This is a genomic window from Shewanella sp. KCT, from assembly GCF_007636505.1.
In the GTDB taxonomy this organism is placed as follows: Bacteria; Pseudomonadota; Gammaproteobacteria; order Enterobacterales; family Shewanellaceae; genus Shewanella; species Shewanella halotolerans.
In genome coordinates, this window is the sequence record NZ_LVDJ01000017.1 from 19,328 (window position 1) to 45,669 (window position 26,342).

Annotated in this window: 27 protein-coding genes, 1 tRNA gene and 1 pseudogene; 19 read left to right on the forward strand and 10 right to left on the reverse strand. The window is 48.8% G+C overall.

Annotated elements, in window-relative coordinates:
* From AYI87_RS18680 to AYI87_RS18710, 7 genes are all read right to left on the reverse strand, one after another.
* Positions 1–639: an acetyltransferase gene (locus AYI87_RS18680; RefSeq protein WP_144204177.1), complete on the reverse strand. Its 639-nt coding sequence runs from the start codon at positions 637–639 to the stop codon at positions 1–3.
* Complete coding sequence (gene neuB / locus AYI87_RS18685) at positions 632–1,705, reverse strand: N-acetylneuraminate synthase (RefSeq protein WP_144204178.1); 1,074 nt, start codon at positions 1,703–1,705, stop codon at positions 632–634. The genes AYI87_RS18680 and neuB overlap by 8 nt, the downstream gene beginning before the upstream one ends.
* Complete coding sequence (gene neuC / locus AYI87_RS18690) at positions 1,702–2,868, reverse strand: UDP-N-acetylglucosamine 2-epimerase (protein ID WP_144204179.1); 1,167 nt, start codon at positions 2,866–2,868, stop codon at positions 1,702–1,704. Before neuC ends, neuB begins: the two co-directional genes overlap by 4 nt.
* On the reverse strand, positions 2,861–4,018 hold the full coding sequence (locus tag AYI87_RS18695; RefSeq protein WP_144204180.1) for a LegC family aminotransferase: 1,158 nt from the start codon (positions 4,016–4,018) through the stop codon (positions 2,861–2,863). Before AYI87_RS18695 ends, neuC begins: the two co-directional genes overlap by 8 nt.
* Positions 4,019–4,046: 28 nt before the next feature.
* Positions 4,047–5,237: a UDP-N-acetylglucosamine 4,6-dehydratase gene (locus AYI87_RS18700; protein ID WP_144204181.1), complete on the reverse strand. Its 1,191-nt coding sequence runs from the start codon at positions 5,235–5,237 to the stop codon at positions 4,047–4,049.
* Positions 5,238–5,642: 405 nt separating this feature from the next.
* Positions 5,643–5,718, reverse strand: a tRNA-Arg gene (locus AYI87_RS18705).
* Positions 5,719–5,794: 76 nt separating this feature from the next.
* On the reverse strand, positions 5,795–6,955 hold the full coding sequence (locus tag AYI87_RS18710; RefSeq protein WP_144204182.1) for a flagellar assembly protein FlgT: 1,161 nt from the start codon (positions 6,953–6,955) through the stop codon (positions 5,795–5,797).
* Between the two features lie 426 nt (positions 6,956–7,381).
* Here AYI87_RS18710 and AYI87_RS18715 point away from each other — a divergent pair, with 426 nt between their 5' ends.
* Both AYI87_RS18715 and AYI87_RS18720 read left to right on the forward strand, forming a co-directional pair.
* Positions 7,382–7,993, forward strand: coding sequence for a FlgO family outer membrane protein (locus tag AYI87_RS18715; RefSeq protein ID WP_313955037.1), 612 nt, complete (start codon positions 7,382–7,384; stop codon positions 7,991–7,993).
* Positions 7,990–8,436, forward strand: a complete 447-nt coding sequence (locus tag AYI87_RS18720; RefSeq protein WP_144204184.1) for an LPP20 family lipoprotein — start codon at positions 7,990–7,992, stop codon at positions 8,434–8,436. Before AYI87_RS18715 ends, AYI87_RS18720 begins: the two co-directional genes overlap by 4 nt.
* Before the next feature lie 78 nt (positions 8,437–8,514).
* Here AYI87_RS18720 and AYI87_RS18725 read toward each other — a convergent pair whose 3' ends face one another.
* The 3 genes from AYI87_RS18725 to flgA all read right to left on the reverse strand — a co-directional run bounded on the left by AYI87_RS18725 (position 8,515) and on the right by flgA (position 10,096).
* Positions 8,515–8,940, reverse strand: a complete 426-nt coding sequence (locus AYI87_RS18725) for a flagella synthesis protein FlgN (protein WP_144204185.1) — start codon at positions 8,938–8,940, stop codon at positions 8,515–8,517.
* A 10-nt stretch (positions 8,941–8,950) separates the two neighbouring features.
* Positions 8,951–9,268, reverse strand: coding sequence for a flagellar biosynthesis anti-sigma factor FlgM (gene flgM / locus AYI87_RS18730; RefSeq protein ID WP_144204186.1), 318 nt, complete (start codon positions 9,266–9,268; stop codon positions 8,951–8,953).
* A gap of 120 nt (positions 9,269–9,388) precedes the next feature.
* Positions 9,389–10,096: a flagellar basal body P-ring formation chaperone FlgA gene (gene flgA, locus AYI87_RS18735; protein ID WP_144204187.1), complete on the reverse strand. Its 708-nt coding sequence runs from the start codon at positions 10,094–10,096 to the stop codon at positions 9,389–9,391.
* Between the two features lie 209 nt (positions 10,097–10,305).
* Here flgA and AYI87_RS18740 point away from each other — a divergent pair, with 209 nt between their 5' ends.
* From AYI87_RS18740 to AYI87_RS18820, 17 genes and pseudogenes are all read left to right on the forward strand, one after another.
* Positions 10,306–11,226, forward strand: coding sequence for a chemotaxis protein CheV (locus tag AYI87_RS18740; protein WP_144204188.1), 921 nt, complete (start codon positions 10,306–10,308; stop codon positions 11,224–11,226).
* Between the two features lie 137 nt (positions 11,227–11,363).
* Positions 11,364–12,203, forward strand: a complete 840-nt coding sequence (locus AYI87_RS18745; RefSeq protein WP_186300677.1) for a CheR family methyltransferase — start codon at positions 11,364–11,366, stop codon at positions 12,201–12,203.
* Between the two features lie 188 nt (positions 12,204–12,391).
* The gene (gene flgB / locus AYI87_RS18750) at positions 12,392–12,790 is read left to right on the forward strand and encodes a flagellar basal body rod protein FlgB (RefSeq protein WP_011865146.1); all 399 of its coding nucleotides are present in this window, start codon (positions 12,392–12,394) and stop codon (positions 12,788–12,790) included.
* A gap of 2 nt (positions 12,791–12,792) precedes the next feature.
* Positions 12,793–13,212 (forward strand): flagellar basal body rod protein FlgC, encoded by a 420-nt coding sequence (gene flgC, locus AYI87_RS18755; RefSeq protein ID WP_011865147.1) that lies wholly within the window; start codon positions 12,793–12,795, stop codon positions 13,210–13,212.
* A 10-nt stretch (positions 13,213–13,222) separates the two neighbouring features.
* Positions 13,223–14,005 (forward strand): flagellar hook assembly protein FlgD, encoded by a 783-nt coding sequence (flgD, locus tag AYI87_RS18760; RefSeq protein WP_011865148.1) that lies wholly within the window; start codon positions 13,223–13,225, stop codon positions 14,003–14,005.
* A 63-nt stretch (positions 14,006–14,068) separates the two neighbouring features.
* Entirely contained in the window at positions 14,069–15,430 is a 1,362-nt protein-coding gene (gene flgE / locus AYI87_RS18765; RefSeq protein WP_144204190.1) for a flagellar hook protein FlgE, read from the forward strand.
* Positions 15,431–15,629: 199 nt separating this feature from the next.
* Positions 15,630–16,373 (forward strand): flagellar basal-body rod protein FlgF, encoded by a 744-nt coding sequence (gene flgF, locus AYI87_RS18770; RefSeq protein ID WP_144204191.1) that lies wholly within the window; start codon positions 15,630–15,632, stop codon positions 16,371–16,373.
* A gap of 10 nt (positions 16,374–16,383) precedes the next feature.
* Entirely contained in the window at positions 16,384–17,172 is a 789-nt protein-coding gene (gene flgG / locus AYI87_RS18775) for a flagellar basal-body rod protein FlgG (RefSeq protein WP_011865151.1), read from the forward strand.
* Between the two features lie 24 nt (positions 17,173–17,196).
* Positions 17,197–17,871, forward strand: a complete 675-nt coding sequence (gene flgH / locus AYI87_RS18780; protein WP_041407052.1) for a flagellar basal body L-ring protein FlgH — start codon at positions 17,197–17,199, stop codon at positions 17,869–17,871.
* A gap of 11 nt (positions 17,872–17,882) precedes the next feature.
* Complete coding sequence (locus tag AYI87_RS18785; protein ID WP_144204192.1) at positions 17,883–18,974, forward strand: flagellar basal body P-ring protein FlgI; 1,092 nt, start codon at positions 17,883–17,885, stop codon at positions 18,972–18,974.
* Positions 18,975–19,023: 49 nt separating this feature from the next.
* Positions 19,024–20,049, forward strand: coding sequence for a flagellar assembly peptidoglycan hydrolase FlgJ (flgJ, locus tag AYI87_RS18790; protein ID WP_144204193.1), 1,026 nt, complete (start codon positions 19,024–19,026; stop codon positions 20,047–20,049).
* A gap of 64 nt (positions 20,050–20,113) precedes the next feature.
* Positions 20,114–22,024 (forward strand): flagellar hook-associated protein FlgK, encoded by a 1,911-nt coding sequence (gene flgK, locus AYI87_RS18795; protein ID WP_144204194.1) that lies wholly within the window; start codon positions 20,114–20,116, stop codon positions 22,022–22,024.
* A gap of 11 nt (positions 22,025–22,035) precedes the next feature.
* On the forward strand, positions 22,036–23,247 hold the full coding sequence (flgL, locus tag AYI87_RS18800; RefSeq protein WP_144204195.1) for a flagellar hook-associated protein FlgL: 1,212 nt from the start codon (positions 22,036–22,038) through the stop codon (positions 23,245–23,247).
* 87 nt (positions 23,248–23,334) lie between these two features.
* Positions 23,335–24,156, forward strand: a complete 822-nt coding sequence (locus AYI87_RS18805) for a flagellin (RefSeq protein ID WP_144204196.1) — start codon at positions 23,335–23,337, stop codon at positions 24,154–24,156.
* Positions 24,157–24,337: 181 nt separating this feature from the next.
* Positions 24,338–24,769: pseudogene (tnpA, locus tag AYI87_RS18810) on the forward strand (IS200/IS605 family transposase); the annotation flags it as partial.
* A gap of 240 nt (positions 24,770–25,009) precedes the next feature.
* Complete coding sequence (locus tag AYI87_RS18815; RefSeq protein WP_144204198.1) at positions 25,010–25,828, forward strand: flagellin; 819 nt, start codon at positions 25,010–25,012, stop codon at positions 25,826–25,828.
* 104 nt (positions 25,829–25,932) lie between these two features.
* The gene (locus AYI87_RS18820; RefSeq protein ID WP_144204199.1) at positions 25,933–26,328 is read left to right on the forward strand and encodes a flagellar protein FlaG; all 396 of its coding nucleotides are present in this window, start codon (positions 25,933–25,935) and stop codon (positions 26,326–26,328) included.
* Positions 26,329–26,342: the final 14 nt, after the last annotated feature.

The window sequence follows — 26,342 nt, forward strand, 5'->3', positions numbered from 1 at the left end:
TTATGACCTTATCTCTATCTTGCTTCGATAGCCATAGGCAATTGAATTGTCAGGCATATCTTTAGTTACAGTCGCGCCAGCCGAAACAACGCAATTTTTACCTATAGAGATGCCTTGTATTATATTGGCACCCGGTGCGATATGAGAGTATTCGCCTATGCACACACCACCACAAATTGTTGCTCCAGGAGCGATATGGCAGTTAGTACCAATGTGGCAATCATGCTCTATGATCGCTCCTGAGTTAATGATTGTTCCGCAGCCCACGATTGAGCCAGTTTGTATTATCGCACCTGTTAAAATCTGTGCTCCAGCGCCAATAGTCGTATATTGAGATAGCATGGCGTATGGGGATACGACTGATTCAAATTGATAATTGAGCTGAGTAAAGTGGTCAAAAAGTTGATGACGTAAACTTTGTCCAGGTAAGGCGCCCAAACCATTGACTAATTTAACCTCATCATTAGAGAATTGTAAAATATCATCATCAGAAGCAAAATGTTGTATACCAGAAAATAGAGAGCGACGTTCGCTGCTAGGGCTGACTACAGCGATTAAAGTGTAATCGAGCTGCTGTATAATATCGGCTATTACCGCTGCGTGCCCACCCGAGCCAAGCATGATGATTGGTTTAGTCATTGATCACCTCGCCGGCGCTATAATCTCGCTCTGCTGCGGTGTTGAGCTTTTGCCAATATTGAATTGGACTGCTACCCGTACCAGGGCGTTTGATTGCAATATTATGCTCTGAAAATAGTTGACCCTTTTTTATATCTGTAATGGTGACGATACTTTTTCTAGCTATTGGAAGGTTTTTAAGTTCTGATGCCTGTGGGGCTTTTATACCATTGCCCATAGCGAGTTCAACGGTGCGAATTGCGGTCACCATATCCTTTAATTCATCTGGTTCTAGCGACGCTTTATGATCTGGGCCGGGTAACTTTTTATCTAAAGTAAAGTGTTTCTCAATGATAAGAGCCCCACGGGCAGCAGCAGCTATAGGAATGGCGATCCCTTTACTATGGTCTGAATATCCTACAGGTAAGGCGAACGCTGAAGCCAAGGTGTCGATTGCTCTTAGATTGATTTGGTCAAATGGAGCTGGATACTCTGTAGTGCAATGCAATAATGTTACCTTAGTTTTTAGCGCTTGTTGTCCCTCACTAGAAGCGTAGGCAGCTTGGAACGCTTCTTTACTCGGAGGAACATTAGTTGCTGCAGTTAAGCCAAATGCAATAACACCTAATGCCAATTCTATGTCCGCTAAGGTCGACATACCGGTTGATAAAATAAGATCGCAGCCCGTGCGCGCATGTTCAAGTAAAAATGGAGCATTTGTAATTTCACCCGATGCAATTTTTAATGTTTGCACTTGAAGATCATCAACAAGAAACCCCAAACTTTCAGAATCAAATGCCGTTGATAGAAACTGTATCCCAAGTTTTTCGCAATAACTTACCAAGCGCAGGTGGGCTTCATAACTTAGCTCTAAGCGGCTCAACATTGATAGTTGTGACTCAGTTTTTTGAGTATTAGTGATTTGATAATTTGCTTGTTTAGCTTCATGAGTGACTAAACTTTTCGCTTTAAAAGTCTGAAATTTTACAATGTCAGCTCCTGAGTCATATGCTGCATCAATTAAGCTAATTGCTAACGCTTCGCTACCATTATGATTTACGCCAGCTTCTGCAATAATTAAAGTCATTTAATGTCTGCCTTTATATCGTAAAAACACTTCATGGGCCTTTGAGCCATTGACTTTAAAATCTTCACAATTGATTGACTCGCATGACCTTTTCCATAAGGATTCATTACAGGGGAATGCTTTAGCTCTGGCAATTTAACGAGAGCATGATTGATCGCTTCTGTTATTGATTTGCTAGTTGGCTGGCATGTGATAACACTAGTTGCGGCAAGTCTGCCACGTTGTCGTGCACCTATGTTAACGGTTGGGACGTTGAAAGAGGGGACTTCAATAATACCGCTAGAAGAGTTACCTATGACCACAGCAGCATGTTTTACGGCACTTAGGTATCTTGTTTGCCCCAGTGAGGGGATTGTTAAGACCCTTCCGTTTGACTCTCGACTATAGTCCTCAATCATAGAAATGACGCCCCTAGAGCCATTGTCTGCATTTGGGTAAGTTAGAATCACTTGATGTGATGGAAAACTATTTAAACTTGAGAGCAAAGCATGAAATGTTGCTTCTGTGGGCTCATCACTCAGTGTTACTGGATGATATGTGACTAAAAAATAGGGGCTATTAAAATTGAAGTTCAGTGAAGCCGATAGTTCATCTATCGTCATCAAATTACTGCGATGGATGTGATCTAACCCTATAGCACCAACATTATGTACATTATCGGGCATCTCCCCCATTTGGATAACGCGTTGCCTGTAAGCTTCTGTTGAGGTGCAATGAACATGGCTGAGCTTCGTGATAGCGTGTCGAAATGCATCATCATAGGCGCCTTCGGTTATTTCGCCACCATGTATATGTAATATAGTTATTCCGAGAATCGTCGCTGTCTGCGCAATAGCTAAAGCTTCATACCGATCACCCAATATTATTAATACATCAGGTTTTAATCTGTCTAGCGCTTCAGCGTAGCCAATTATTCCTAATCCAGCACTTTTTGCCGTTCCAACTTGGGAGTTGGACGAAAGTAACATTTCAACCTTTTCATCAATTTTAAATCCATCAGTTTCTATTTGTTCGAATGTATTTCCGAATTCAGGTGAAAGATGGCTTCCTGAAACAATTAGTTGAAGAGTTAAACTTTTTTCAGCTCTTATATCAGAAAGTAGCCAATATAGGAGCCCATAATCTGCCCTAGTACCTGTGAATACTGCAATTTTTTTAGGCATAAATTGATTCCAGATTTGTTGGATAACTTGGCAGGTTAATAAGGTGAGACTCGATAAATTCAGAATTGGTCAGCGAACTACGCATCGCATTTTTAAACATTGGTAAGCGGTGCATTAATTGCCATACAGGGCGGGTCATTACACCTGCCTCGTTAGTTATTTTTAGTATTTCATTTCGATAACGTATATCTGGGCAGATTACGGCATTGAGCCAATAATTCGACTTGGCATAACCTGGTTCCTTAACAAATCGAAGATCACTGCTTTCGAAGAATGTCTGGTAGTGTCTCGCCAATGCCCGCTTTTGTTTTATAAAAAGGGGTAAGCTTTCCATTTGCGCACAACCAAGTGCTGCATTTAGATTAGGCATTCGATAATTGAAACCTGCTTCATCATGGTAAAACTCGTATGGATGAGGCACTTTAGCCGTAGTCGTGATATGTTTAGCGCGCTCGCCATCGATTATACTGCTAGCTAATAACATACCACCACCTCCCGTAGTAATGATTTTATTCCCGTTAAAACTGAGCGCGCCAAACTCACCAACAGTACCAGTATGCTTTCCTTTGTAGAAGGAGCCTAAACTTTCAGCAGCATCCTCAATTAAAATTAGATTCCATTGCTGACAAATTAGTTTTAGCTCATCGAGTTCAACCGGATGTCCGAATGTATGCATCGGCATTAGGGCTCTAATAATCTGATTAGTTTCTATATGGATGCATGCCCCTTGTTCGTCGATCACAGCATACTCTTGTAAGTAAGCTTTCACGGCTGAAGGGCTCAAACCTAAGCTTTTTTTTGAAATATCAACAAAAATAGGCTCTGCACCCATGTGGTATAAAGTATTGCAAGTAGCAACAAAAGTTAGGGCTTGAGTGATGACTAAATCACCGCATTTCACACCCGCCATATAGAGGGCAGTATGCAAAGCACTGGTGCCACTTGATGTAGCAACTGCTTTTGGGGATTTAGTAAAGTCTTCAATTTTACTTTCGAAATCGTTCACAAATCGCCCAACGCTAGAGACGAAAGTGCTCGCGATGGTTTCCGTTACATATGCTTGCTCATTACCTGTAAAAGTTGGAGCGTGTAACGGAATAAACTCATCTGTTTGATAAGTAGCCCGAATAAATTCAATCAATGAATGCATTGGGCGTTACCTTTGAAGTTCTATTAGTTTACATTTTTTCATCGAGAGACTTTCCCGTTTCTTTATGACCAAATTCGGGTAACATTAAGGAAAATAGCGCGACTAATTGTTTCTTACTCCAAATTTTTTCTTGTATCATGGACTGAATTTTTTGCTCGAATAACTCGATTAGTTGAAGGTTGTATTCTAGCTCATTTTTAATAATGCCTAGTTCGGCAAAGGTGTCCATATCTAAGTTCTCTTTACTCGTATAGAACTCTTCAATATCCTTTTCACCAGTGGTATCACTTATAGTGAAATAGCATGGCCACAGACCTTTAGCCGGTAGGGTAGATGATAGCTCTCTTGCTTCCTTTTCTGACTCACAAAGATAGACTTCAAATCCTCGTTCTGCGAGGTAGCGAGTCGCTATTTCGGCAAAGGATATGAGGTGAGTTGATTCGTTCAGCTTGGGAAAGTATATATCTCTATTACAGCCAAAAATACAAGACATCAAGCAGAGTTGACCAGATTCTTGCGGAGTAACGAAATAGCGTTTTACGTCAGTTGGAGCGACGATTGGTTGCTGTTTCAGAATGCGTTGATTAAAGCTATGTAGTAAAGAACCATCTGAAAATGCTACATTAGCAAAACGGGCTGTGGAGATAGAGATTTGTTCACTGCGCCGCATTAGAAACATTTCCATGATCCGTTTGGATGCGCCCATCATATTCACCGGATTCGCAGCCTTATCGGTAGAAACACAAAAGTATTTTTTAACACTTTTAGCTATAGATTGTTTTATTGTTTTGTCCGTATTAAAAACATTGACATTGATCATACGCATCAAGGTGAAGGGGTCTTTTTCACTTCTGACATGCTTAAGTGCTGAGAGGTTTAGCACATAGTCATATTTTCCGTCTTGTTCGATGAAGGCATCGTACTCAATTGAGTTGATATCTAGTGCAAAAGTTTGAAAGTCACCTGAAATATAACCAAAAGAGCTGCGTATATCTCTGACAAGTTCGGTTAAGTTATTTTCACTGAGATCAACGATATGGAGTTTTAAAGGAGAACGCTTAAAAATCTCTTTAACAACAGCTTGACCAATAGAACCGGCTCCCCCCAAGACTAAAAAACGAGAACGACTGACCTCTTTACTCAACATGGGGTTGTGTCGTTCTATGTCTGATGTGAAAAGGGCTTTCTCTCTCCCAATCAATCTCAATATGTCTGTCATTTTGCTACCAGTTGCAATTAAATATTTTACTAAATTATAGTAAGTTATCTTAAGTGACTATAAGTCATAACGAAAGCTTACCACTTCTACCTAGTTCAATATTTGGAGGGGCACAACATAAATAAGCAAAATACGAGCCAAAGATTCGACTGTTAGCGATTGAAGTTTGTTGGCAGAAACTAAATAAGTTATAAGCAATCAATAATTAAGTTGTTGATTTAATTTGTGTTTTTTTTGGGGTAGGTTCGGTTGTGACTAGTATAGTCTAAATGTTTCTTTTATAACGGCATAACGACGACAAAAATCTGACACTTAACCAAGTTGAAAAATGAATGATAAGGAAGTTAGTAAAAAAGTGTACCGCTTTTAGTTGGTCACAAATTATTTAGAATAACTAAACTTGGCTGGTCTCCCCACAGGGACTCGAACCCCGATCGATCGCTTAGGAGGCGACTGCTCTATCCTGTTGAGCTATAGGGAGACGCAAGTGATTATACTGTTTTTCATCGCGATGAAAAGGCTTTAGATTTAGTTGCTTAATTAGTGCACTAATTAAGTTAGATTTTAATCGCGATGTCGTTAATTTGTATGTTGATCGCGCCGTTAGCGCCTTGTAGCAGGGCGGTGGCGCTTTCCTGTGTCACCTGGTCTATGGTGATCTTGGCGCGCGATTCGCTGGCGACCGCACGCATATTATCCAGCCTATCCGGCAGGTTTTGCTGTAGCACCAGCTGGAATTTATCCCCAACTTTCACGCCATGATTGCGCCCAAGATTGATGATCACCCGGTTGTCGACACGGGAGACCACCTGCCCAAGTAATGGGCGGCAGTCGAGCACCTTGTCGATATCTTCGCTGGCCTGGGTCAGCAGCATTTCGATGTTCTTACCATAGCTGGATGCCCAGAAACGGTTGCTCTGGGCCGGTACCGTCGCTTGGCGCTCAAATTCCCATGGGGCAGGGGCGTCATAGTACTCACTCCAGATCTGTTCGCCGCTGATGCCATGATACAGAGATAGACGTAGCTGAAACTGACGCTGAGGATAGCTATCCCAGAGGCCAAACAGGCTGGCTTCGACCGGCTCGGTGGAGATGTCGATGATCTCCGGCAGCAGAATGTATTGGCTGTCGGTGATCTCGCTAAGCCAGCTGGGGAGGCGATAACCGCGGATGTCGATCAATGACTGCTCGATATCGAGTCGCTCGTTGGCATGAACATGGGCGAAACTCGCCTTGCCCTCGCGGGCGATGATGTTGCCGAGCTTCTCCGACAGGGCCTTCTCGAAGTTGCCAAGGTTGCCATATCTGAGTTGGCTGCGATCGGCAATTTGCGCCTGGGGCACCAGGATGGCCGCCTTGAGTTGACTCGTGCCGCAGGTTTGCCCCTTAGCGTTTTGAAGCACATCGACTCTTAGGCTGACGCTGAGAGTATCGCCCTGGATACGTTCACTGATAAGCTCAACGCGGCCGGCCTCGGCCTGCTGCGACATAGAGAACTGGGTCTGTGTCAGCTGACCGTTCTGAGTCTGCTGCATGCTAGTAAACTGGCCACCGGATTGTAATGTGACATAGCTCAGCGCCTGCGCTATGGCATCTTCTCGCGCCTGGGTGATATTGCCATTGATGATCTTGGCTTCGCCCTGGGCCTCAAGCCACTGAGCCATCACCTGAGAGTTGAAGGCGGCGAGTAACAGCAATAATAATTGAATTCGTTTCATTGTATCTGTCTCAACTGAGCCGGTTTATCTGGCGCGTAGGTGGTGCCAAAATGCTGACAGTTTTTGCGCCCATTCTCATGTTGCCATTGATTAGTTATGCTCAAAGCAATATCTATGCCTTAGTTGGTTAAAGTCAGTCAAAGTTAATCAACGTTAGTCAAAGTAAGCCAAATTTGGCCACCGTCAGGTCATCTGCCGAACACTAGGATGAGGAATGCCAATCAGTCCTTCAAGGGTTCGCCGAGTGTGAGCCCAATACTTGAGGTTAATCCTAATAAGTGTAAATCGACCAATGCTAAGCTTATGGCATATATATTGCTGCATAATTGCCAATAGGTTTGGTTGGCCGAAAATATGGCGCAGCCAAGTAGGTATATTGGCCTGGGTCAATATCGAAAACCATGGGACATCATGATGCGAAATGCTTTGATAATATCTTCCCTGTTGCTATTGGGGGCCTGCGCGGCAAATGAGCCCGCCACGCCCAGCTTGCAGAGCGGCAATAGTTTGCCTGCGAGTTCATCTGTGATGCATCTGACTCAGCAGCTGGCAAATGAATTGGTGCGCCAGAACGATCAGTTGACGCCTAAGCAGCCCTTGCTGGTGGCGACGCCTGTGTTACTGGATAACCTCAAGTCGACTAACGCCTTGGGGTTACAGATACAACAGGGGCTGATTGCGGCCATGCATGATCATCAGTTTAATCTGGTGGATCTAAATGTAGGCGAGAACGTTAGGGTGACAGATCAAGGTGAGCTGCTGCTGACCCGCGACTGGCGCCGACTGCCAGCGGATCTGCCGGTTGAGCATGTATTGGTGTCAACCATGAGTCTTAAACCCGATGGCGTGGTGGTAAACAGCCGTATCGTTAATGTAACTAACAACCGTGTGGTTTCGGTCGCAGCGGCGAGTGTGAGTCAGGCCGAGCTGGCGGACTACCTTAGCCTGTCTGAGAGGGTGGTGGCCCAGGATGGCAAGCTTATTCGTTACAGCAGCCAGGGGCAGGGAGATGTCCAGATTAAAGGGGTCAAGCAATGAGATATCTAATTAGTGTGTTGCTGCTCGTCCTGAGTGGATGTGCGTCTCAAGACAGATACATTCAATGGGAAACCCAGGCGCCGGAAAGTTTTCCTAAGTTAACCGCAATTGGCTATGCGCCGCTGGCGACTCAACCTGCGAAAGAGGCATCTCAGCGTGTGTTGATGGCGATGCAGGCATCGAAGATCGCCGCCTACCGTGAGCTAGCCGAGCAGGTTTACGGCCAGCAGTTATCGGCGTCGAGCAGCGTGAAGGATTGGATGCTTTCCGATGATAATATTCAGGCCTCAGTGAGCGGGGTGATCCGCGGCGCGAAAGTGGTGAAGAGCTACCCGGTCGGGGATCATTATGTGACTGAGCTTGAGCTCGACTTCCAGCAGGTGTGGGCCTTATACCAGCAGCAGAATCGGCCGCAGACGGTGAAGGAAGTGACCTATTTCTAGGTGCCCGCAAATAAAAAAGCCTCTATTAAGAGGCTTTTTTAATGTCTTCAGCTTGAGCCTGTAACTCTATATTAGTCGTTAGGCTTTCAGATTATTACCGAGCGTGGAGATAGTCGAGGTCTTGCCCTTGCCGTCATAGGTGAGGCTACTGGCATTACGACTGGCCTGCAGTGCCTGGGAGAAACGATTGACGCTGGCCATGCTGTGTTCGATAAGCGCGGCGTTTTGCTCGTTAAGCTGTTTACACTCGGCCAATGCCTGCTTGGCATCGTCGACCAAGGCAACAAGCTGAGGCTCCTGAGTGAGCCTGCCCAGGTCAGGATGCGCAGCTAATTCGGTATCACCTAGTTTGATCTCATTTAACAACTGGGCCTTCTCATTGGCCAGACGCATCAATTGATCCGCATCTTGCGCGATCAGGGCATCCTTCTCTGCCGTGATGGTCTGCTTCAGACTGTCCAGTAATTTGTGTTGATTGGCGATGATATCGGTTATCTGCGTCATAACGTATTAGTTAAAGATCCTGAAGTTCCTTTTCAAACTGCGCTATGTTACTGGCGAGTTTGTCGGCATCTATCTTATAGCGTCCCTCGGCGATGGCCGCCTTAATCTGTTCGACTTTCTTGATATCGATTTCAGGAATGTCGTTAAGCTTGGCCTGGGCACTTTGTAGCTGCTGCGCCTGAGAGGTGATAGAGACAGAATCGCTCTTCACCGTCTGCGCTGGTGCGCTGGTGGCTGCAGCGCCACCTTTGTCCTGCGAGGCTTTCGAGCTGGCGCTGCCAACCCGACTGTTAGTGTTTGTATTTACGTGCTTAATATCTATAGGCATTGTGGGGTCCAACTTACATAAATGAGATCAACATATTTGTCTATCGGCACTCATGGTCAAAGCTTTAGAATAAAGTTTCAAAAAACAGTATAAATTTTTGCGCGTCAAAGGTCATCAGAATCACATCCTGACGTCCACCTCGCCAATGCCTGTCACATGTGCATCAACTGTCTTGTTGGAGCGGCTATTGCGCACCTGTATCTTATCGCCAAGGTTACCATCTTTTAACGCTTCACCGTTGGTTTTTATCACAAAATTATCGGCCCGTGCATAGATGGCCACGATATCGCCCTTGCAGACGAAGCATAGGTTGCTGGCAAACAGCGGCTGATTGGCGGGAATTCTGCGCTTTACCCGGGTGCCGGTCACTGCGGCAGGGTCATCAAATTGCTGACCCCTAAGTTGGCTCTGCTCTACATAGCCTAAGCGTATTTGATCCGATTCGATGAGATCGCCTGGCCCCAAGGTCTGGTTGGCCACCACCACAGGAAAGAGCACCTCGACGCGAACCGAAATGTAGATCTGCCAGGGGTAATCGAGATCTGGGCTGGCGCAGCTGATCTTGACCGTGTTGTTTTTACTGATGGCGCGATCGCTGGCGATTTCCGCCTTGGGGTCTCCCTCACAGGCGGGGGGATTTAGCCGGGTGTCCAGACTTTGGGGGGTAATAATGACCTTGGCATCTTGGGGGAAGACCATTTTTTCCTGCACTGCCTCTGTAGCTAATCGCGCTATGGTCGATACAGAGGGCACGCTGGCGGTCTCAGCCGCCTTTAATGGCAGAGAGATGAGTAGCAAAAACAGAAAATATGCAAAATTTACTTTCATAATGAATTGACTAGCTTGATTAGCCAGATTACACCTATACTTCGTTTTAAGAGCCAAGGCTTTGCCATTTTTTGTGAGAAATGAGTGTCATAAATTTGACAAAGTAAAGGTCTGGTTGTCATATAACTAGATAAAGCAATTAGTATGCCTATACTCATAATTACCATGGGAACGGCTTCGCATTCACCCGACAACAGGGCAAAGGCATTATGTCGAGTATTCTTGAATCAGTTAACAAACGCACCCAACTTGTAGGACAAAACCGCTTAGAGCTATTGCTGTTTAAGTTAAACGGGCGGCAAAGGTTTGGCATTAACGTATTTAAGGTGAAAGAGGTGCTGCAGTGCCCGCCACTGACTGGCCTGCCTAAGCTCAATCCCTACGTGAGGGGAGTGGCCCATATTCGCGGCCAGACCATTTCGGTGATCGATCTCAGCGCGGCTACTGGCGGCAGACCGATAGAAGATACCGAAGGCTGCTTTATCATCATCTCCGAGTACAACCGCAGTGTACAGGGCTTCTTGGTTAAGTCGGTCGAGCGCATCATCAACATGAACTGGGAGGCGATCATGCCACCGCCGCAAGGCGCGGGCCGCTACTCCTACCTGACCGCCGTGACCGAGATTGAGGGGGAGCTGGTAGAGATCCTCGATGTTGAGAAAATCCTCGATGAGATCTCGCCGGTGAAGACTCAGATCAGCCAAGAAGTCGACGAGCAGCTAACTATAGACAGAGACCGTCACTATCACATCATGGTGATCGACGATTCGGCTGTGGCGCGCAAGCAGATCATTCGTGCCCTGGAATCTTTGAGCCTGCAGATAGATACAGCTAAAGATGGCCGCGAGGCCTTAGATAAGCTGGTAAGCGTCGCCGCCGAGATGGATAACGTGGCCCATGAGATCCCGCTGATCATTTCCGATATCGAGATGCCGGAAATGGACGGTTATACCCTGACGGCAGAGATCCGCGATAACCCTAAATTGAAAGACATTAAGGTGGTGCTGCATACCTCGCTCAGTGGCGTATTTAACCAGGCCATGGTGGAGAAGGTGGGCGCTAATGACTTTATCGCGAAATTTAATCCTGACGAATTAGCGGCGGCGGTGAATAAGCATCTTAGTTTGTAATTTGTACTAAGTAGGGCCTGAGCCTAAATTTGCTAAGTTTGGGCTTGTATCAGTGAGTTAGCTAATGTATAACGCTGACCTCTGTAACGCTTGCTATAGTGTATGTTGTAGCCTGTTTTCTTTTTTGATATTGGGATATCAAGGTGCCGAATAAATCACTTGCCGAAGCCGAGTACAACCAATTTAAATTATTTCTGGAACAACACAGCGGTATTGTGTTGGGCGACAATAAGCAATATTTGGTTCGTAGTCGACTCGCGCCTCTGATGGGGAAATATAACCTTCCCTCATTATCTGAAGTGGTTAAACATTCGATGAAGCCCACCGAGCGGCAACTTCGTGCCGAGGTGATCGACGCCATGACCACCAATGAAACCTTGTGGTTTCGTGATCGCTATCCCTTCGAGCTGTTAGCCAATAACCTGTTACCCGAGTACGCCCGCCTGGGACGGCCGCTGAAGATCTGGTCGGCCGCTTGCTCGTCGGGGCAGGAACCCTATTCGCTAGCCATGACCATCTTGGAATATCAGCAGCGCAAGCCTGGCGCCTTGCCCGGCAGTGCGACGATTCTGGCTACTGATCTCTCCCCCTCCATGTTAGAGCGCTGTAAGGCGGCCGAATATGACAACCTCGCCTTGGGGCGAGGTCTGTCCGAGGAGCGCAAACGCCAGTTTTTTGAACCCACGGGGAGTGGCTCCATGGTGGTGAAGGCAAACGTCAAGCGTTTGGTGAATTTTAGGGCGCACAACCTGCTCGAGAGTTACACCTTGCTGGGTAAGTTTGACATCATATTTTGCCGCAACGTGCTGATCTATTTTGCCCCAGAGGCAAAGGCCAAGATATTGCGGCAATTTGCTGCCGCCCTCAATCCCAAGGGGATACTGTTTCTGGGGGCCTCGGAGTCGATTGCCGGTCTGACCGACGAGTTTGATATGGTGAGGTGTAACCCAGGGATCTATTACCAGAAGCGGACCTAAGGTCACAGACTAAGCTCTTGAAGGGGCTAACCCTCTGAGTTCGCAATCAAGTTTTAAATGCCAGCAATCGCTGGCATTTTTTATGCCTGCCATTTCTATATCTGCTTTGCCTTAGCAAGTTACCCATAACGGATTTTATTGGCACAAGTATTGCTTTGTTTATGGCATTCGTGTGTGGAGGCAATTTTATGGCGATTAGTTTCGATAAGGCATTGGGGATACATCAGTATACCTTGGGGATACGTTCGGCGCGTGCCGAGGTGATCTCGTCAAATATCGCCAATGCCGATACGCCCCATTACAAGGCGAAAGACCTGGATTTTGATAAGGCGCTGCAGGCGGCGCGCACGGCCCAAAGCGGGCTGGCGATGAGCCGTAGCAACGAAAAACACTTCGATTTAGCGGCGCTTTCCCAGCAGCACATTAGCTATCGGGTGCCAAATCAGCCCGATACTGGTGATGGCAATACGGTGGATATTCAGCAGGAGCAGTCAGAGTTTATGCAGAATGCGCTCGAGTATCAGATGTCGTTAGGTTTTCTTGACGGTAAGTTTTCCGGCCTGAAAAAAGCCCTTAAAGGAACGTAATTATGAGCCTTTTTAATATCTTCAATGTGGCAGGCTCTGGCATGTCGGCCCAGTCGGTCAGACTAAATACCACTGCCAGTAACATCGCTAATGCCGATTCAGTCTCCAGCAGTGTGGATAAGACCTATCGCGCCCGTCACCCAGTTTTCGAGGCCGAGCTGGCCAAGGCTAGTCATCAGCAGAATACCAGCCAGGCGGTAAAGGTGGCCGGTATCGTCGAGAGCGATAAGCCGTTACAGAAAGAGTATTCACCCGATCATCCGTTAGCGGATGCCGATGGGTTTATTTATAAGCCAAATGTCAATGTGATGGAGGAGATGGCCAACATGATCTCGGCCTCTCGTTCCTACCAGATGAACGTACAGGTTGCCGACGCGGCAAAATCTATGCTTCAGCAAACCTTACGCATTGGCAATTCCTAGGGGGTAAGTCGTGAGCCTAGTTAATCCGTTAAATACTCAGGTTGCGCAAACCAGTTCGACCCAGAGCGCCAAGTCGGTGACGCCTCAGGCGTCGAGCAGTCAGGCAACCACCCAGACCACGGGAAATCCGTTTCTCGACAGCATGCGTCTGCAAGAGGAGTCCTCGATCCCTGAGGCCAAGAGTCAGGAGCTGACCCAGGAGGATTTCTTCTCTCTGCTCAGTCAGCAGCTGTCGATGCAGGATCCTTTTAAGCCGGTGGACAACGATCAGATGATCGCCCAGATGGCGTCTTTCTCTACCGTTGATGGCATCACCAAGCTCAACGAGGAGATAGTTAACCTCAATACCGTGATGACCTCCAGCCAGGCGTTGCAGGCCTCGGGGCTAGTGGGGCAGAAGGTGTTGATCCCATCGGATACCGGGCATATTTCGGCGGAAGATCCCGTGCTCAAAGGGGTGATCAGTACCCCTGAGCCCATCGAGTCGATAACCGTGCGAATCGAAGACGAGAAAGGCCAGCTGGTGAAGACCTTCACCGTCGATGGTAGCGATGGCGGCAATATAGATGTCTCCTGGGATGGACTGGATAAGGATGGGGAACCCGTTGCCAGTGGTAACTATTCCATTAAGGCATCGGGCAAGGTAGATGGTAAGAGTGAAGATTTAGCCGTATCGACCTACGCTCACGTGACGAGTGTTTCGCTGGGAACGGCAAGTACCGGCGCAATTCTCAACTTGAGAGGCATAGGCGGTATCAAACTCGGTGATGTTCTGGCCGTGTCTGAAACCTAGACAAAGCAGAGCGTTAGGGCAGTTAGGTCCAGAACAGATAACAAATTTTTAGTGAGGTGATTTATGTCATTTAACATTGCATTGAGTGGTATCGCGGCGGCGCAAAAAGATCTCAATACCACGGCGAATAACATCGCTAACGTTAACACCACAGGCTTTAAAGAGTCGCGCGCCGAGTTCGCCGACGTGTATGCCAGCTCTATCTTTGCCAACAGCAAGACCACTGTCGGTGGCGGTGTTACCACGGCTCAGGTGGCGCAGCAATTCCAGCAGGGCAGTCTGCAATTTACCAGCAACGCGCTGGATATGGCGATCAATGGCGGCGGTTTCTTCGTGACTTCATCGGAAGTGGGCTCGCAGGATCTCTCCTACACCCGCGCCGGTGCCTTTAAGGTCGATGCCGACAGTTACCTGGTGAACTCAGCAGGCAACTACCTGCAGACCTTCCCGGTGGACAAAGATGGTAATTCGACCTCTGTGAGTCTGACAACTACGCAGCCTGTGAAGATCCCTGACACTGCCGGTAGCCCACAGAAGACAGACAATATCGGCATTCAGATGAACCTCAACGCGGGTGAGGGCACGCTGGATCCGGCGAACTTTAATCCGAATGACCCCGATACCTATAACAACTCGACTTCGGTCACCATGTACGACTCACTGGGTGAGCCACATATTCTGACCACCTATTTCGTGCGTCCACCCGAGGCGGCTTACACAGGCACCAGTAACTGGGTGGCCTTCTATGCGGTAGACGGCAAGCAAGTGGACCTGGCGGGCGCCGCGGGCACCTATGGCCGTGATACCACGGGTGATGGCGTGGCCGACTCTAGTGGCAGTGCGGTTAATGCCAGCGGCTGGAAAGGCTCTGTGCTCTCGTTTAACGATACCGGTGCCTACACAGGTAGCGATCCTGCCGTTATAACCACTGAGCAGTTGGGCGTGAGCGGCGCAAATGTCTTGGGGCCTGGTACAGACGGCACCCAGACACTTACGCTGAACTTTAACAGCCCGACGCAATATGCCTCGCCATTCGAGGTGACCGAGCTGAGCCAGGACGGTACTACGGTTGGTCGTCTGACCAACGTGGAAGTGGGCGCCGATGGCTTGATTAACGCCAGCTACAGTAATGGCTCGACCGTGCCGCTGGCGCGCGTTGCCCTGGCGCGCTTCTCCAACGAGCAGGGGTTGACTCAAGTGGGTAACACCTCCTGGAAGGAGAGCCTGGACTCGGGCCCGGCACTGGCGGGTGAGGCCAACAGCGGCACCTTCGGTAGCATTCGCTCATCGGCCCTGGAACAGTCGAATGTCGACCTGACTACTGAGCTGGTGGACCTTATTTCGGCCCAGCGGAACTTCCAGGCGAACTCGCGCACCTTGGAAGTGAACAATACCCTGCAGCAGACAGTACTGCAGATCCGTTAAGCAGCCGCTTAGTGGAATTCGTGAAATGTGTTGCCCTGGCGGCAACACATTTCCGCTTCTCTTGCCGCTTCTCCTTTCCTTTCTTAGCTTCATTTCTATCTGCTTGATTTCGCCTGCTTAACCAAATCCATTGCTTGGCATGATGTTTGCTTCGTTCTGTTATTAGACAGTTTTAGTTGAAACATTGACGGAGCAGCAAGTGGATAAATTACTCTATGTCGCCATGAGTGGCGCCAAGCAGAATATGCATTCGCTGGCAGTGCGTGCCAACAACCTTGCCAATGCCAATACCGACGGCTTTAAGTCGGATCTGGAACAGGCCAGATCTATGCAGGCCTTTGGCGAAGGGTTGCCGACACGGGTGTTTTCGATGACAGAGAACCCGTCGGCCAACTTTGCCGCCGGTCCCATAAAGACCACGGGACGGGATCTCGATATCGCGGTGAAAGGTGACGGTTGGATTGCCGTGCAGGCCGTCGATGGCGGTGAGGCCTACACTCGCTCTGGCAGCCTGAGTTTCGATACTTCAGGCCTGCTGCGTAACGACAGAGGCAACCCTGTTATGGGCGATGCCGGTCCCATCGTATTACCCCTTCCTATCGAAAAGGTCGAGATTGCCCAAGATGGCACCATCTCGGTCAGACCGCTCGGTTCAACCGCTGAGGTGATCGAGGAGGTCGGCCGTATCAAATTGGTTAACCCTGGTAATCAAAACCTGATGCGTGGCGAGGATGGTCTGTTCCGTCAAATGTCTGGCGTTAACGCTCCGGCCGATCCCAATGTTGCCGTGGAGAGTGGCGCCATCGAAGGTAGCAATGTCAACGCTGTCGACGAGATGGTCTCTTTAATCGATCTGCAGCGTCAGTTTGAGATGCAGGTCAAGATGATGAAAACCGCCGAAGAGATGGATCAAGCCTCTTCGTCATTAATGCGCATTAGTTAGGAGATAGATTATGCATCCGGCGTTATGGATTAGTAAGACTGGCTTAGATGCCCAGCAAACAGATATCTCGGTGATCTCCAATAATGTGGCGAACGCGAGCACAGTTGGATACAAGAAGAGCCGGGCCGTTTTCGAAGACTTGCTCTATCAAACCGTCAACCAGGCGGGGGGGATCAGCGCCTCTAATACTAAGCTACCCAACGGCCTGAACATAGGTGCGGGTACCAAGGTGGTGGCGACCCAGAAGATGTTCACCCAAGGCAATATGCTGACCACAGACAACTCACTGGATCTGATGATCGAAGGCCCGGGTTTCTTCGAGGTGCAGCTGCCAGACGGCACAACCGCCTATACCCGAAATGGTCAATTTACCTTGGACGATACTGGGCAGATAGTGACCCCAGGTTCTGGCTATGTGCTGCAACCGGCGATCACCATCCCGGATGATGCCACCAGTATTACCGTCTCTGCCGAAGGGGAGGTGTCGGTGAAGACCCCAGGCGCGGCGGAAAACCAGGTGGTTGGTCAGCTGAGCATGTCAGACTTTATCAACCCGAGCGGCCTGGACCCTATGGGGCAGAATCTGTATCTGGAAACCGGTGCCAGTGGCACGCCTATTCAGGGCACCGCCTCTCTGGATGGCATGGGCGCCATTCGTCAGGGTGCGCTGGAAACTTCTAACGTTAACGTGACCGAGGAGCTGGTGAACCTGATCGAGAGTCAGCGCATCTACGAGATGAACTCTAAGGTGATCTCGGCCGTCGACCAGATGCTCTCTTACGTCAATCAGAATTTGTAGAGGTTTGATATGACTAAGTTTGTTATGGCTAAGTCATCTGTCCTAGTGGTTGCGCTGGCGTTGGTGGGCTGTGCCTCAACCAACCAAAAGCCGATCGCCGATGACCCTTACTATGCACCAGTTTATCCCGAGGCGCCGCCGACTAAGATCGCCGCCACGGGCTCCATGTATCAGGATAGCCAGGCCTCTAGTCTCTATTCGGACATCAAGGCGCTTAAGGTCGGCGATATCATTACCGTGATCCTGCAAGAGTCGACTAAGGCGAAGAAGAGCGCCAACAACGAGTTGAAGAAGGGTTCAGATTTGACGCTGGATCCCATCTATGCCGGTGGTGGCAACGTCACCATTAGCGGCTCGCCCATCGACCTGCGCTACAAAGACAGCATGAACACTAAGCGTGAGTCGGATGCCGATCAGAGCAACAGCCTGTCGGGTAGCATCTCGGCCAATGTGATGCAGGTGCTGAATAACGGTAACCTGGTGATCCGCGGTGAGAAGTGGATCACCATCAATAACGGCGATGAGTTTGTCAGGCTGACCGGCATAGTGCGCTCGCAAGATATCCGTCCCGACAACACCATAGACTCTCAGCGTGTGGCCAATGCCCGTATTCAGTACAGCGGTACAGGTACCTTTGCCGACGCGCAGAAAGTGGGTTGGTTAAGCCAGTTCTTTATGAGCGACTGGTGGCCCTTCTAAGGAGCGATGCCATGAAGATGAAATTAATATTGGCCTGTGCCCTGATGGTGTTTTCAAGCGTCAGCTCGGCTCAGCGCATCAAAGATATCGCCAACGTACAAGGGGTACGTAGCAACCAGCTGATCGGCTATGGTCTGGTGGTCGGCTTGCCGGGCACCGGCGAGAAGACACGTTATACCGAGCAGACTTTTAAGACAATGCTCAAAAACTTCGGCATCAATCTGCCCGATAACTTCCGCCCTAAGATCAAGAACGTCGCCGTGGTGGCGGTGAGTGCCGACATGCCCGCCTTTATCAAGCCGGGTCAGACGCTTGATGTCACCGTCTCTAGCCTGGGTGAGGCCAAGAGCCTGCGCGGTGGCACTTTGCTGCAGACCTTCCTCAAGGGGGTCGACGGTAACGTGTATGCCATTGCCCAGGGCAGCATGGTGGTTAGTGGCTTTAGCGCCGAAGGACTCGATGGCTCTAAGGTGATTCAAAATACGCCTACCGTGGGTCGTATCCCTAACGGCGCCATCGTCGAGCGCACCGTGGCGACGCCATTTTCTACCGGCGATCATCTAACCTTTAACCTGCGCCGCGCCGATTTTTCGACGGCGAAACGTCTCGCCGATGCCATCAACGATCTTCTTGGCCCTGGCATGGCCCGTCCACTGGATGCGGCCTCGGTGCAGGTGAGTGCGCCGCGAGATGTGTCCCAGCGCGTCTCTTTCCTGGCGACCTTGGAAAATATCGAGGTGGAGCCAGCGTCCGAGTCGGCCAAGGTGATCGTCAATTCTCGTACCGGCACCATAGTGGTGGGCAAAGATGTGCGTCTGCTGCCGGCGGCGGTGACCCATGGCGGCCTGACGGTAACTATCGCCGAGGCGACCCAGGTGTCTCAGCCTAATCCCTTGGCGGGGGGCGATACCGTGGTCACCAGCGACAGCACCATAGATGTGTCTGAAGCGGATAATCGCATGTTCCTGTTTAACCCCGGCACTACCCTCGATGAGCTGGTGCGGGCGGTGAATCTGGTCGGTGCCGCGCCATCTGACGTGTTAGCCATCTTAGAAGCGTTAAAGGTGGCAGGTGCTTTGCATGGTGAGCTTATCATCATCTAAATTTTGTCGCAGACGACTAATCATCGTCGCAGACGCATCGGGATAGAACATGGATAAGCTGTCAAACGCATCGCATTTCTTGGACATAGGGGGTCTGGACTCCCTACGTGCCAAGGCGCAAAAAGATGACAAGGCGGCACTCAAAGAGGTGGCGCAGCAGTTTGAGGGCATCTTCGTGCAGATGTTGATGAAAAGCATGCGCGATGCCAATGCGGTGTTTGAGTCAGACAGCCCCATGAACAGTCAGTACACCAAATTTTATGAGCAGATGCATGACCAGCAGATGTCGGTCAACCTGTCGGATAAGGGGATGCTGGGCCTTGCAGATCTCATGGTGCAGCAGCTCTCGCCGCAGACCAGCCAGATGAGGCCGGCTTCTGTGCTGCGGGGCGGCATAGTGAGTCCGGTTGCCAACAGCGGGCAACAAGTTGATAGACAATCTCTGGCTCAAGCAGAAGTTCAAAGCAAGGTATCGAGCGGTGATAAGCCCTTGCCGCGGATATTTGATGAGCTAGTGAGCGGCAAGGTCTTGCCGTCTCAGGCGCCAATAGCTTTGGCTAATAAGGGTTTCGAGAGCCGTGAGGCATTCGTCAAGGCGGTCTATCCCCATGCAGAGCAGGCGGCTAAGGCCTTGGGCACCAGCCCAGAGGTATTGATTGCCCAGTCGGCACTCGAGACAGGTTGGGGACAGAAGATGGTGCGCCGAGCCGATGGTCAGCCTAGCAATAACCTGTTTAACATCAAGGCCGATCGCCGCTGGGATGGTGAGCGCGCCGGCGTGAGCACTCTGGAGTTTGAACATGGGGTTGCGGTGAAGCAACGAGCCGATTTCAGGGTGTATCAGGATATCAAACAAAGTTTTGACGATTTCGTCTCTTTCATCTCCGAAGGCGAGCGTTATCAGGATGCGATGGACAAGGCCGCTAATCCCGCCGATTTCATCCGTGGCTTGCAAGATGCCGGTTATGCCACAGACCCAGATTACGCCGACAAGGTGATCAAGGTGATGCAGACGGTAACTCAGACAGTAACCCAGACGGTAAACAAACAGCTTGGCGCCGCCATTGGCAAGTGACAAGTGGAGAGTGATAAGCGATGAGTGCTCAGTTAGCAACAGGTGCAATAAGAGGTAAAGCATAATGTCGATGGATCTGCTGAATATCGCCCGTACCGGCGTGCTTGCCTCTCAGTCACAGCTGGCGGTGACCAGTAACAACATTACCAATGCCAATACTCAGGGCTACCACCGTCAGGTGGCGGAGCAGTCTAGCCTGGAGTCCCAGCGTCTGGGCAACAGCTTCTATGGCGCCGGTACCTATATTACCGACGTCAAACGTATCTATAACGAATATGCCGCCCGTGAGCTGCGTATCGGCCAGACGGCGCTGAGCCAGGCGCAGACCACCCAGACTAAGATGAGCGAGCTGGATCAGCTGTTTTCTCAGATTGGTAAGGCGGTTCCGCAGAGCCTTAACGATCTCTTTGCCGGGCTCAACAGCCTGGCTGATCTGCCCGATGATATGGGCATTCGCGGCAGTCTGCTGGGTAATGCTGACCAGATCGCCAAGGCGCTCAATCAGATGCAGTCGCAGCTCGATGGTCAGATAAAGCAAACTAACGACCAGATCTCGGCCATGACAGATAGGATCAATGAGATCAGTACCGAACTTGGCCATATCAATCAGGAACTGATGAAGTCTCAGGGCGCCGACATGCAGCTGCTCGATAAGCAGGATGCCCTGATCCAGGAGCTCAGCGAATACGCTCAGGTTAATGTGATCCCACTCGAATCGGGTGCCAAGAGCATCATGCTCGGCGGCGCCGTGATGTTGGTATCCGGCGAAGTCTCTATGCAGATGGGTGCGACCACGGGGGACCCATATCCTGGTGAGTTGCGTATCACCACCACGGCCGGCAATCAGACCTTAGTGGTCGACCCCAGCAAGATGGGCGGCAGCCTGGGTGCTCTGTTTCAATTTCGCGACGAGACACTGATCCCGGCGCAGCTAGAGATGGGCCAGTTGGCTCTGGGTATTGCCGACAGTTTTAATCAGGCGCAGTCCCAAGGCTTCGATCTTAATGGTGAAGTCGGCAGCGATCTCTTCCTGGATATTAACGATCCAGCCATGTCTGTGGGCCGCGCCGGCGCCTATGGCAATAACACGGGTAACGCGGCACTTAGAGTCAACATAGATGATGTCAATGCCCTGTCCGGTGGCAGCTACGAGCTGACCTTTACCGCACCTGCTACTTATGAGCTAAGGGATCAAGAAACCGGCACTGTGACGCCATTGACCCTTAATGGCAGTCAGCTGACCGGTGGCGACGGCTTTAGTATCAATATCGATTCTGGTGCCATGGCCTCGGGAGATAGATTTGAGATCCGTCCCACATCCGGCGCTGCGGCCGGTATCAAGGTGGTGATGACAGATCCTAAGGGGATTGCCGCTGCCGCACCCAAGATTTCCAGCAATACCAGTACGGGGAGCGAACTGGTCAAACTGGTGAGTATCGACAATCGCAATGCGGCCAATTTTCCCTTGACGGGTAGCGAGCTGACCTTTGCGATAGATAATGGGGCTAGTACCTTCGAGGTGTTCGATGCAGCCGGGAATACCCTTGGTACGTCAGCTTTTACACCACCATCCATCAGTGCCTATGGCTTCACCTTCGAGGTGGACGCTAGCGTTTCGACAACAGACAGATTTACCTTCGATCTCAGCTTCGCCGAAGGAGATAACACCAACGCAGTAGCCATGGCAAAACTCGCGGAAACCAAACTGATGAACAATGGCGGCTCGACCCTGGCCGATGTTTACGAAGGCACCAAGTTGCAGGTGGGCGGCAAGGCAAAGGCGGCCGAGGTGGCCTTTGGTTCGGCCGAAGCCGTTTATTCCCAGGCCTATACCCGGGTACAGAGTGAGTCAGGGGTGAACCTGGATGAAGAGGCCGCCAATTTGATGCGCTTCCAACAGTCATATCAGGCCTCGGCGCGGATCATGACCACGGCCACTGAAATTTTCGACACCCTCTTTAGTTCGGTGAGATAGGAGCCTTTATTATGCGGATCTCAACGGCGCAGATGTTTAATCAAAACATTAATAGCGTGCTTAACAAGCAATCGGCGACCAGCAAGCTCATCGATCAGATCGCCAGTGGCAAGCGGGTCAATACCGCGGGCGACGATCCTGTGGCGGCTATCGGAATCGATAACCTTAATCAGCAAAATGCCCTGGTCGATCAGTTTATGAAGAATATCGACTATGCCACCAATCGTCTGGCCTTGACCGAAAGCAAGCTAGGCACAGCTGAAACCCTGACTGGCTCGGTTAGAGAGCAGATCCTGCGTGCAGTGAATGGCAGCCTGTCTGATTCCGAGCGGCAAATGATTGCCGACGAGCTGAAAGGCACATTGGAAGAGTTGGTTTCTGTGGCCAACACCAAAGATGAATCGGGCAACTATATGTTTTCCGGCTATGAAACTGGCAATCAGCCTTTTGCTTTCGATGTGGCGGGAAATGTGGTTTATAGCGGTGACAGTGGTGTGCGCCAAGCCATAGTGGCTTCAGGTGTCACCCTGGGCACCAATGTGCCGGGTGATAGTGCTTTTATGAAGGCAGTGAATCCATTGGGTGACTTTAGCGCCAATTATTCGGCGGGCCAGGTAGGAGATTTTCGGGTACTGAGCGCAAAAATAACCAATCCAGCAGGGCATCTGCCCGTTGTGCCCGAGCAATATACCTTTTCCTTTACAGATAACGGCGTGGGTGTTCTCGATCTCACCGTAACCGATTCAGCGGGGACGGCTCAGGTGTTTACTAACTTTGATGCCAGCAATCCAGTTATCTTTAACGGTATAGAAGTCACAATCGACGGGGCGCCCGTTGCGGGAGACTCCTTTACGTTGTCCCCGCAAACAGAGATCAGTATTTTCGACACCATCAATCAGGCGATCACCTTGGTTGAAGATCCCAATAAGGTGAATACCCCTGAGGGAAAAGCAGAGTTGGCACAAGTGTTGAATAATATCGACAGTGGTGTCAATCAATTGAGTATTGCCCGCGGTGAAGCCGGCAATAGCTTAAAGCAAATTGAACGTTACAGTTCGACCCATGTGGAAGAGAAACTGGTGAACAGTTCGGCGCTCTCACTGCTTGAAGATTTAGATTATGCCTCGGCGATAACTGAGCTAGAGAAACAACAGCTAGCCTTAAATGCCGTATCGAGCGTGTTTAGCAAAGTCGGGTCGACGACACTGTTTGATTATATCTAAACGGGCTTTGGCCTTTGACTAACTTAACTTTGAATTTATTAGCCAAGCTCAACGTCTTGGCAGTGCAACCAAGAAGAGGAAAACACAATGGCTATTACCGTTAATACTAACGTGACATCGATGAAAGCTCAGAAGAACTTAAATGTTTCTAGTGGTGGCTTGGCCCAATCTATGGAGCGTTTGTCTAGTGGTTTGAAAATTAACAGTGCGAAAGATGATGCTGCTGGTTTGGCGATTTCGAATCGCTTGAACTCTCAGGTACGTGGCCTCGAAGTCGGTATGCGTAACGCCAACGATGCAATCTCAATTGCGCAGATTGCTGAAGGTGCGATGCAAGAGCAGACCAACATGCTACAACGTATGCGCGACCTGACTATTCAATCAGAAAACGGTGCGAATAGTGTAGAGGATTTAGCGGCTCTTAAAGCAGAAATGGATCAACTGGTGACGGAGATTGATAATATCGGTAAAAGTACCGCATTTGGTAATACAAAATTATTACAGGGTGAATTCTCTACTGGCAAAGCGTTCCAAGTCGGTCACCAAGATGGTGAAGATATTATTGTTAAAGTGAAGACGACAGACAAGACCAGTTTGTCTGTTGGATCACTAAAAAATTCCACTGCGGCAAACCGAGCATCAGCATTAGGTGCTATTGATAAAGCGATTAAGACTATTGACACTCAAAGAGCTGATTTAGGTGCGATTCAAAACCGCTTAGCACATAACATTAGTAATAGTGCGAATACGCAAGCAAACGTCGCTGATGCTAAGAGTCGTATCGTAGATGTGGATTTCGCCAAAGAAACCTCGACTATGACTAAGAATCAGGTGCTACAGCAAACTGGTTCTGCCATGCTGGCGCAGGCCAACCAGTTACCCCAGGTTGCTTTGTCATTACTGGGTTAATAATTCGCTTATTTTATAATAGATAGGAACGGTGCAAATGTTGTTATTGCACCGTTTTTTATTTTCAGCCCTAAACCACCTACTTCAGTAGGTGGTTATCATCATTTAGGCTTTGCCTGAATATCTACTCATGTTAATTGGACTCTGACTTTTAGCGAAGTAACAGAGGACAAAAAACAAGAGTAGATATGAGAAAGCATCGCATGTGTATTGGCGATGTCAATATCACATAGTGTGGACGCCTAAATATCGATTTAGGCTTCTAAAAAACAAACTGGGTAAGGATGTATACCGCTGTATTCAAGTTTACAGTGAACAGCTAGGCTGCACTGTTGATGAGCTCAATGTTCAAATAGATCATGTACATCTAGTAATTAAAGTGCCTCCAAAGCTGTCTATTTCAAAATTGATGGGAGCTTTAAAAGGAAAAATAGCTCTAAAAATTTGCAGTAAATATCCCTATTTAAGAAAGAATAAGTTGTGGGGTAACCACTTTTGGCAGCGAGGGTACTTTGTTGACACAGTAGGAATCAATGAAGAAGTCATAAGAAGGTATGTTCGCCATCAGGAAATAGTTGAAAAGCAGGAACTGCCGCAGTTGGAGTTGAACTAGGTAACGCCCCCTTTTAGGGGGCTAATACAAAGCCACCTTCTTCAGAAGGTGGATTTTTACTTTACTGCCGTGTGGATGCAAGTTGTTAAATTTAATGACTTATTTAAAATAAGCTGTTTTTTCTGAAAAATTTTCTAAAGATCGAAAAAGCTCTGCCGTTAAATACACTGTAACCAATAAGCTCAGCCTGGCTTAATCAGACAGGCAAGTGATTAAGTCAGGTATAAAGAGGAAACGATTATGGCTATTACAGTAAACACCAACGTTACATCGATGAAAGCTCAAAAGAACTTGAATCATTCAAGTGGTAACCTAGCTACCTCTATGGAGCGTTTATCAAGTGGTCTTCGCATCAACAGTGCAAAAGACGATGCGGCAGGTTTATCAATTTCTAACCGTCTGAATTCTCAAGTTCGTGGTCTAGAAGTGGGCATGCGTAACGCCAACGACGCGATCTCAATCGCTCAGATTGCTGAAGGTGCGATGCAAGAGCAAACAAACATGCTGCAACGCATGCGTGATTTGACTATTCAAGCCGAAAACGGCGCGAACAGTGTTGATGATATTGCTGCACTTAAAGCTGAAATGGATCAATTGGTTAATGAAATTGATGCGATTGGTTCGACTACAGCTTTTGGTAATACTAAGCTATTGTCCGGTGGATTCGCTACAGGTAAGGCATTCCAAGTTGGTCATCAGGATGGCGAAGATATCACTGTTACAGTTAAAGCGTCTAATAAAACAAGTCTATCAGTATCAGGTTTAGCTTTAGCTACTTCTGCAAACCGCGCTTCTGCACTGGGTGCAATTGATAAGGCTATTAAGACTATTGATACTCAAAGAGCAGATTTGGGTGCGATTCAGAACCGTTTGGCACACAACATCAGCAACAGCGCTAACACTCAGGCTAACGTTGCTGATGCTAAGAGCCGTATCGTAGACGTGGATTTCGCGAAAGAAACCTCTGCTATGACTAAGAACCAAGTGCTTCAGCAAACAGGTTCGGCTATGCTAGCTCAAGCTAACCAGCTGCCACAGGTTGCCCTATCTTTACTCTAATAAAGTAATGGGTTAGACCGAGTTTGATGAAGACAAGGGAGGTTCGGCGACGGATCTCCCTTTCGTGATTTTAAGGATAAATTAACGAAGTAGAGGTATAGGTCATGGATATTAATACTGTTAATTCATCCAATGCTACAGCTGCTAAAATTGATATAGGCATGACGCCTGTTAAAGCAAATGCGGCAGAGGACGTGGAATTAGCCAAAGGATCGATAAAGGCGGTTGAGCAGACTAATCAAGCCGAAGCGGAGCAGGCGCAAGAACAAGAGACGTCGCCTGAAGCGATGCAGAAGTTGGTCGAAGAGATGTCAAATATGATGTCTGTGATGCGTAAGGGCTTGGCCTTTAAGATTGATGAAGATTCTGGCACAAATATTGTTAGCGTTATGGATATTGATTCGGGTGATGTAATCCGTCAAATTCCAAACGAAGAAGCATTGAGGTTGGCACAGAAACTTTCTGAAGTCACTGGATTATTAATGAAAACTGAAGCTTAAGTTTCAGCTGGAGT